Below are 9,365 nucleotides of genomic sequence, written 5' to 3'. Positions count from 1 at the left end.
AGCACCGCAGCACCGCAGCACCGCAGCACCGCAGCACCGCAGCACCGCAGCACCGCAGCACCGCAGCACCGCAGCACCGCAGCACACTTAACACTGCTGACTAGTATCCTTTTTTCTTTTCCCTGCTCCACCCTTGCTGCAAACAGTATTTTTTCAGATTTGCCACTAATTTATCAGAATAAAAAAACCACCTCATTATCAGAGGATGTAAAACCTAATGTGGCCTTAGTTATAGATAATAATAGCATGATGGGCGAAGTAAACCCGACTCCAGTTCCCATCGGTATCAAGTGTCGTCGGTATAAATATGGTAACTATGGCTGGCAGCCAGATTCCTACAGGGATGATGTACGGTGGACTCAGTTTGACGATAATGCTGAAATGGATAGAATACTTCAGGAAGAAATTCGTAATTATGGGGAACGATACGATACAAGACCTATGTGTTCAAATGGCAGATGCAACCAAGTTGTTAGGCATTTTAAGGAGGATTGCCAACCTGGTGGGCGGACCAGTATGCGTATCGTACAGATGGTACTTAAGGAGTTAATTGAAAAATACCGCGCTAAAATGCGCTTCAGTGTCGTGCCTGTATCAAATTTCCATACCGAGGTACAGGTAAAAAATCAATTTCAAAAACAATTTGAACAGTGGGGCATGCCTCATATAAATGATAAACATTATGCCAAATATAGTAAGGAGGATTTTAAGCTGGATGTATTTACCCAGCAAGCATCCACCATATCCAGTAAATATTATGATGGCGCATCGGACAGTGAATTAAGTCAATTGTTGCATAATATCGATTTATTAAAACCACAAATGACCAATCACTATACCCGCTTCGGATCCACAGTTAATTTAATGGATGCATTACCCAAAATTGCTAAAGATGTGGTGATGAAAGGGCAACAATATCGTTGCCAAAAATCTTTTTTAGTGCTTCTTTCCAATGCTCGAGAGATGTATTCTCCCATCTATAATCAAAATCGCCTCAGAGTATTTGATTTAAAAAATCTACAACCTACGGATTATTCAGGCGGCGTTGCTGCTGCTCTTGTTCCATCAAGTTGGTACTATGATGGTAAATTTGAATTAAATCCTCTACCAAACGTTCAGCCCGAGGCTGGTTGGGATGGATATTTTGATATGGATCGCATAAGAGGCCCTTTAGGGAGCTTATATGGCAATTTCCCGGCAAAATATTTTATTAATGTCTGTACTTATCCTTGGTGCGCTTTTCCATCAGAAAATTATCCATCTTCATCTTTTGAAAGGTGGTTAGCTTACTACACCCAACGGTTGGCTAGCAAAAACTTTGGTTCTTATATCTATAAAAATGATTATTATCGATCGTGTATCAAGGTTTCTGATGATTCAAATATGGGCTACCATTTTAAGCGGTATGAAGCATTCACTGTTCCGAGTGGTGCATCCACTGCGCTTCTAGGAAAGCGTGTCGATGGTATTGATGAGATACCAATTCCGACGCTAAATAGTCCCGACTTTTTCTGTACAGGTCAACCGACTTTGGAACACCGAGAAAAGGACGATGCTGGCGAAGTCTGGGATGCCATTAATCCGCAAACTGGCCGACCATATACTCAAACTGCTGAAACCTTCACCATTGGTATGGGACTCAAGTTTAAACAACCAGGTTTGGTACCAGGCGCTGCTGATTATGACGAAGACAGTTCTTCCATTTTATATTTTGCCGCCACACCAGCAGGCAAGTACGATCCGGTTAAAAACCCAGATGGTCGGTTTTATGATATCGATGGTAGTTATGAAGAATTACTGGCATCTTTCGACGATATTTTTCGTAAAATTTATGAATCCACTACTGCTGTGTCTATTGTCGATACCGTCGCTGCCACAGTAGGGTTGTCCAGTACTTCTGAGGGAGATACTTCCGTCACCGCTAAGGTAGATACCGGTAGCTGGAGCAGTCAGATTTGTATTCACAATCGTGGAGAAGACCCTTTATCTTGCGCCATTCAGCCTAGTTATACCAATCGCCAGTTGGTCATTAATGATGGTAAAAACAGTTATCTGTATGCACCAGATCTGGCCATTAACGGAATGGATAATACAACGTTCAAAATTAAAGACAATTTTCCAGATCCTTCTGTACACACCGGTTTGGATCCAACAACAAATAACAATAAAACCGAATGGCGTGATGGTTTGCTAACCTGGTTGGCACGAGCTAAAGAAGATGACAAAATTAAAACCGTCATATCGAACATAGCCAATAGCTGGTTTATTTTAGATTACCGCAATCGTACAGACATAGAAAATTTTGGTAGCAGTCGCAACGTAGGCGATATACTAAATAATCCGCTGATATCTATGGGCGATCCAGTAGAAGGTATGCGTCATCAGAAATATCTGATCACATCGGCCAATGATGGCATGGTATATGTGTTTGGTGCGACCAAAGATAAAAACCAACCTTACGATTTGAAATTTAATTACATGCCATTGAATATGCAGCGTCAAAGTAATGACAACAGTGATTTAAATAACCATTACTATCAAGACCTGACCGATAATCAATATGGGCAGTTTACTACCAAGCCACATCGTTATCTGCTAAACGGTGGCATGGTGGTACAACAAACAGACGATCGTGGTGACGGTATTAAGCAAACCTTTATGGTATCGACCATGGGGCAGGGCGGACGAGGCGCGTTTGCCATCAATATTGGTGGTAAAGATATACTCAGTCGGGAAAACATTGGCATAGACAATATGAATTCGCCAGACTGGTATAAGAATCTGCAACTATTCCGTACTTCAGATGGGACAAGCAATAAATTTGGTTACACAGTAGGAATGCCAGCCGTGGCACGCATTCGGGTAAACTATGGAACCAGTTTGGCCGATACTAAGTCATACAAACATAATATCGTTGCGGCAGCCTTTATCAGCAATGGCTACAACTACTCAGACACATTGGCTAAAGATACAGAAAGAAAACAAAGTGCAGAATCAGCCTTGTATGTTTACAATGTTTTGGGTGCGGATGTGGGCACAGATGGATATAAGCCCTTGGGTAACAAAGGCGATTTACTCAAGAAAATAGTTGCCGAAGGAGGAAGGGGTGGATTATCCAGTCCGGCGGCGTTTGATGTAGACGACGATAATATAGCGGACATAGTTTATGCAGGAGATTATGCAGGCAACCTGTTCCGTTTTGATATCCGCAATCCAGATCCAAGCACCTGGAAGGGAGTTAAAATATTTGCTGCAGGCAAACCGATTACGGCTGCCCCACTGGTGGTGAAAGCCGATAATCAGAAGCTGGTGGTGGTTTTTGGTACAGGAAGTGATCTTTATGATGAAGATCTGGAAAGCCGAGATCAGCAGGCAATCTATGGTATCTATGATGATTATAATGATGCCTACGCGCAAGTCAGTAAAACGGATTTGCTCCAGCAAAACATCGGCGTGAATGGTCCATACCGTACAATAAGTAAGAACAAATTTGATCCAGCAAGTCATAAAGGTTGGTACATCAATTTGGATCCGAATGATGGCGAGCGAGTGGTTTCGAATTTCTCCCGCTTATTGACCACCGGTATAATTCCGACACGAATATATGAAGTTAAAAAAGGATTAATTTCCGCCAAAGATCGAGACCCATGTAGTTCAGAAATCGAAACGCAAAATGTCACTGCGACCACCCGAATGGTACAGTTTAATCTGCGAACCGGTTCTGGTCTGACAGAAAAGAGTCCACATATAGTTTTTGATAAGAATAATCCGCTGGGAATAGTATCGAAGGATGGATTAGTAGGTTTCGAAATTCTTTCCGAAATCATTCAAAATATAGGTGGAACGGGTAACTGGCGTCCATTAGGCGACGTACCACCATCATCCGATCGATGTTTGGAAAAACTACCCGTTGCGGCAACAACAGAAGGCTTGATTGAATCAGAAGATATCAAAAATGTTCATTGTGCCCGGGTAACGTTTAAGAGATTGTCATGGCGAGAAATTAAAGAGGGCTACAATAAATAATAATCTCTTCACTTAAAAACCGGGCACTAGCCCGGTTTTAGTTTAATGTTACTCTGCAAACGGTTTAATCATGCAGAACCGGCGTGAAGATGAAAATACACCCAGAACAATAATATTTAAAAGTTTAGCTAATTTCAGTTCAACCCATTGCAAGTTTGCGAATAGACTATCTTAATACACAATATAAACCGATGATTAGAGTAAATTAATAGATCAACCAGATGATAGATAAAAAAATTGAGTTTAATCTTAATTAAACCATCTGATTGACACCCAACCATTACTGCCAGTGTTTCGGTTTGGCACAGCGCTCGAATTTCATACGGCTAACCCCATGCATCTATAGACTTAAAGAATTTGTTCGCCTATTGAACACCATCCCTATCCATGGGAATCTGTTTTCAAATTTGATTAATAGACAGCCGTCATCTTGTTTCATTGTTATCTACTTTCCGATTCAATTTTAATGATTGAGCGCCCAAATAACATCATGGCTATTGCGTTCACTGTTACTAGTTGACCATACGAAAGCATTAATCAACCTGTAAACTGTTTATCTATATATCTTTTAGCATTCATTTTACGTTATGATAACGATAAAAGATGAGTTTTATTCTGAATTTTTGCTAATCTGCCATCTCAAACTAGTCAAGACTACGCCATGATTACACAAGCTGAATATCAACAACAATTAGCTGCCGGCTATACTCATATTCCTTTAGTTCAAGAATTATTGGCGGATATGGATACGCCTTTATCCATATATCTTAAGCTCGCTAATAAGCCTTTTAGCTATCTGTTGGAATCTGTTGTCAATGGTGAACGATTCGGCAGATATTCCTTTATCGGCTTGCCCTGCGATACCTATCTGAAAATCACCGGCAACCTCACCGAGGTTTACCAGCAGGCAGCCGTGATCGAAACTCATCGTGGCAATCCATTGCCATTCATTGAACAATTTCAATCCAGATACAAAACCCCGAATATTGATCACTTACCACGGTTTACCGGTGGACTGGTAGGTTACTTTGGCTATGAAACCATCTATCATTTTGAGCAAATTGCCCATCGTTTAAAACAGCTTGATAAACCCAATCCAGTAGGGGTACCGGATATTTTTTTACTGCTGTCGTTGGAGTTGGCGGTGATAGATAATTTGAGCGGAAAAATCTACCTTATCGTTTATGCTGACAGCAGTCAGCCAGACGGTTATCAGCAGGCGCGTGCACGTCTGGAAGAGTTACGTCTAGCTTTGCGTCAAAGCGTACAACTACCATTATCTTTAGGTAGTCAACACACCGAGCCCACAGCTGAAACCGGAGAAGAACAATATCAAAACTATGTGCAACGTATCCGTGAATACATCCTTGACGGCGATTGCATGCAGGTTGTTCCGAGTCAGCGTCTGAGTATGTCATTTCAGGATAATCCTCTAAGTTTGTATCGTGCGCTACGTACCCTCAATCCATCCCCATATTTGTTTTATTATCAGTTTGATGATTTTTATATCGTTGGATCTTCACCAGAAATTCTGGTGCGCCGTGAGCAAGAAAAAGTTACCGTACGACCGATAGCCGGAACACGGCCACGAGGTCAGACTCCTGAAGAAGATCAGGCCTTGGCACAAGAACTGCTCAATGATCCAAAAGAAGTGGCAGAACATGTCATGTTAATTGATCTGGGACGTAATGACGTTGGTCGCGTGAGTAAAATTGGTCAGGTCAGATTAACCGATAAAATGATCGTGGAACGCTATTCGCATGTAATGCACCTTGTATCTAATGTGGAAGGGGAGCTGCTGGATGGTACGTCCAATCTCGATATACTTGAGGCCACTTTTCCGGCCGGTACACTTTCTGGTGCGCCTAAGGTGCGTGCCTTAGAAATCATCGAAGAATTGGAACCTCATAAACGGGGTGTCTACGGAGGTGCTGTCGGTTACCTCAGCTTCTCGGGAGATATGGATCTGTGTATCGCTATTCGTACTGGAGTCATTCGCCATCACACACTATATATACAAAGCGGTGGAGGGATTGTATTTGATTCCGATGAACAATTGGAATGGCAGGAGACACAGAACAAAGCCAAAGCGGTCGTTAGAGCAGCACATATGGTGCAACAAGGTTTAGATAAATAACTTCTTGGCGAGAAACCATATAATAAAACAATTATTTATAGTGGCTGTAATCGTACTTTGATATCTACTGGTGGCGCATAATATGGTGCCGAAGTAACCAATAGTTGTGCGCCGGCACGCACATAATCAGCAATATTAAGCAATGTGATACCACCAGCTGCGGATAGCATACTCATCGGCGCCAGCAATCGAGCGTGTGCCAATACAGTAGCAAATTGTTCTGGCGTAAACTTATCTAATTGCACAATATCAGCCTGTGCTTTTAGGGCCGCTAATGCTTCCTCAATCGTATCTGCTTCCACTATAACCTTTTTCTCTGGTGCCGCTTGCTTTAAGCGCGCGACCATCCTTCCCCAGTTATCTGGTTCAACATAAAATCGTCGGTGATTGGCAAACAACAATACGGACTCAGCCGTCCCAGCACGATGCAAAATTCCACCACCATCAATCACGGCGGCAATCGCCAGCGATTTTGTTCCCGGAATACTTTTACGTGTACAAGCAATCTGCACCAACGGATTAATGTTTTGGGCTGTGGTGACCATCTGCGCCATGTATTGCGCCACACCACAACTCCATTCCAGTACATTCTGCACCACCTTCCAGCCTTGATGTAGCCTCTTTGCAGTGCCTGTAGCCGTCATCAAAACTGTGCCAGCTGTGACATCCTCGCCGTCTTGGACATTAACCACCACCTCCAGCATCAGCTTCTGCAACAACCTAACTGCTATCGCCACTCCACTAACTCGCCCTGCTTGTTGCCGACTAAACGATATCTGACCGATCTGTTTCCCAATGTCTAATGCCCGCGTCGTCAAATCACCATAGGCAATATCTTCCAGTAACAACCTGTCCAATTCTGCATCAGATATATAAAACACTGTCTTTTCCTCCACCAATTCGTGGTAGCCAATAAAGTAACGGTATTTAACTAACTAACTACATTAATACCAGTAAAATATATTATCTGCAAAAGACCACCATACACCATAACTTGTAATTAAATACTTAAATACTGCTTCTAAAATAGGGATCATAAAAATATCAGAAGCCAAGTCTTAATTAAAACCAATTTGTTCAATCCAATTGTCTAAATTAAATCCATTATCAAGATCAATACTTATTCTTAGCTAGGATAGAGTGTCAATTATCGGCATGAGCATTCATTACGCCATTGCAGCATAGCGGAATGATGTGACATAAAATTGAATCAGATTGACTACACTAAAAAGAAACCTAATTCATATTGAATGGCTTTTTAATATCTAAAAAAACAAAGAGCAAAATAATTAAAATTGAAATATTTTGATGTTACGGAAGATGATCTAAATTTTCATACACCATCAAAGCTTATTTGTGATGATTAGTAAAATATTGAGCATTGTAATGACAGATTTTGGTCGGAATATTAATTAAAAAATCTTAATTTATAGAAATGATCGTTCTGGATAAGAGTGAGCAAATCCGATCTTCAGGAATATTTATTTCAACAGTTAAGATAATGCAATAATGGTGTCAAAAAATATCGACATTATCTATCTATGCCAATATAGGAAAGAACCCAGCATAATTATAAATTTATTAGAGAATAAGGCATGGTAGTAATAATAATCAATAACGCCAACATTATTAATGCTGCTTTGGATTGCAAAACTCATAAACTATCTCGCCCAAAAAAACGTTTTGGGCGAGATAGTGATATCTGAATGAGCATAATTATCAAATTCAGAAATTAATACAATAAATTAGTTGTTAACTAAAACCTTCGTAGTCATCTAAATGAATAAACTCCACGCCAGTTGGCTGTAATTTTTTTATCTCATTGATGACAGACTCGTGATATAAATAAGTTCCTGGATCCTCATCTAATCTCCAGCCTAAGCGTTTATTCAGAGGTATTTTTGCTAAAGCTTCCTTATCTAAGACAATCTTTTCGATAAAATAAAATTCGCATTCTTCATCATACTCATATTCAGAATTTGTTTTATCTAATGCTTCATAAGTATTGTCATCAACGAAAATAACGTAGTAATCATCTATATATCCACCCTTTCGGTCAGCCAGTTTGATAGGCGAAATACGCACACCTTCCATATTCATACTCATCATTACCTGAGCGACTCTTTTGGTTACAAAGTCTTTAGCTCCGGTCAGGTAATCGGCTAACACTGGACGACGAGGCAATGGATCTCCTAATTGAGCTTCAATGATTTCAGCATGCTCATTCAGCAGGTCTATCATGGGATAAGCCGCATCAGATTTGCTTTGCATGAAATAATACTCAAAATTATTTTGGTTATCAGAGTCTGTCATACTTCATCCTTATAAATAGATCATAACCGCAATCTTAAAAGAGCAGTCAATTATTTAGCATAATAACGTGTTTAGTTTGTTGTTTAATTAATAATCAGCGAAAGCAATTGAGCAAAGATTGTTGATGAAACAGTGTTACATCCATAACCAAATTTTCGTTCAGTTCATATTGCAACTAAAATCATCATCAAAACTATTTAGTTAAACTCTTTAGAGTAAATTAACTTATAACTACCTTTTTGCGCTTCATCTTAACGAAATTATACAATCTTTTGGATATAAACTAAAGTTTAATTTCATAATACATAATATGAGTCGCGTTAAACGCAGAGAATAAAAATGCTGAGATTAAAACTAAGAGGAGATTTACTGGTCTTTAGTCTGATAAAAATGCTGTTCCACCTTTTTTATTTTGATTAGTTATTGTCTAAGTCAACTACCAGTTAAGTCGTTACTGCTTATCGCGCGAATGATAGCTAATGTCAGAATATTAGTAATATTGAGGTTGCTCAGCATATTAAAAGGATGCTGTTAAGCGTGTAAGAATCAGCTGTCGTCAGCTCGGATCTATTAAAAAGTATGATTTTGACTATTTATTAGATGAAAATAAGGCAATGACTCAGCTAAACTGAATTAAATATCGACCCATCTAGCCAAAAGAACCTGAATAGTCTATCCGACAGCAAGAAACAAAGCAGATAGAGAGTGTGTAAAACAGCAAAAAGGGCAAGAAATAAAAAATACCCACAATTAATAACCTATGCACAAACAGGAGGTTTAGCGAGGTTGGGCAAAAAAATAGCAAATAAGGCGATAAAAAGAGTTGACATGAAAAATGATGGGGCGTATAGTTCGCCTTCTTCGCTGAAGACGGTCCGAAAAAAACCAA

General features: G+C 40.0%; 5 protein-coding genes. 3 read left to right on the top strand and 2 right to left on the bottom strand.

Translation table 11 applies throughout. The annotated features are described in order from the left end of the window. Positions 1-4,026, top strand: a 4,026-nt coding sequence (locus J3U68_RS10550) for a PilC/PilY family type IV pilus protein (protein WP_267376886.1), incomplete at its 5' end; no start/stop codon positions are given. Positions 4,027-4,687: 661 nt separating this feature from the next. Further along, complete coding sequence (gene trpE, locus J3U68_RS10545; protein ID WP_267376883.1) at positions 4,688-6,163, top strand: anthranilate synthase component I; 1,476 nt, start codon at positions 4,688-4,690, stop codon at positions 6,161-6,163. A gap of 35 nt (positions 6,164-6,198) precedes the next feature. Here trpE and modD read toward each other — a convergent pair whose 3' ends face one another. Both modD and J3U68_RS10535 read right to left on the bottom strand, forming a co-directional pair. Continuing rightward, entirely contained in the window at positions 6,199-7,044 is an 846-nt protein-coding gene (gene modD / locus J3U68_RS10540; protein ID WP_267376881.1) for a ModD protein, read from the bottom strand. Between the two features lie 871 nt (positions 7,045-7,915). After that, complete coding sequence (locus J3U68_RS10535) at positions 7,916-8,476, bottom strand: imm11 family protein (protein ID WP_267376879.1); 561 nt, start codon at positions 8,474-8,476, stop codon at positions 7,916-7,918. Positions 8,477-9,181: 705 nt separating this feature from the next. Between J3U68_RS10535 and J3U68_RS10530 the strand changes: the two genes are divergently transcribed. Next, on the top strand, positions 9,182-9,365 hold a 184-nt coding region (locus tag J3U68_RS10530; RefSeq protein ID WP_267376877.1), incomplete at its 3' end, for a hypothetical protein.

It is taken from the genome of Snodgrassella sp. B3882, assembly GCF_026535915.1.
In the GTDB taxonomy this organism is placed as follows: Bacteria; Pseudomonadota; Gammaproteobacteria; order Burkholderiales; family Neisseriaceae; genus Snodgrassella.
This window is presented reverse-complemented; position numbering and strand designations above follow the sequence as displayed.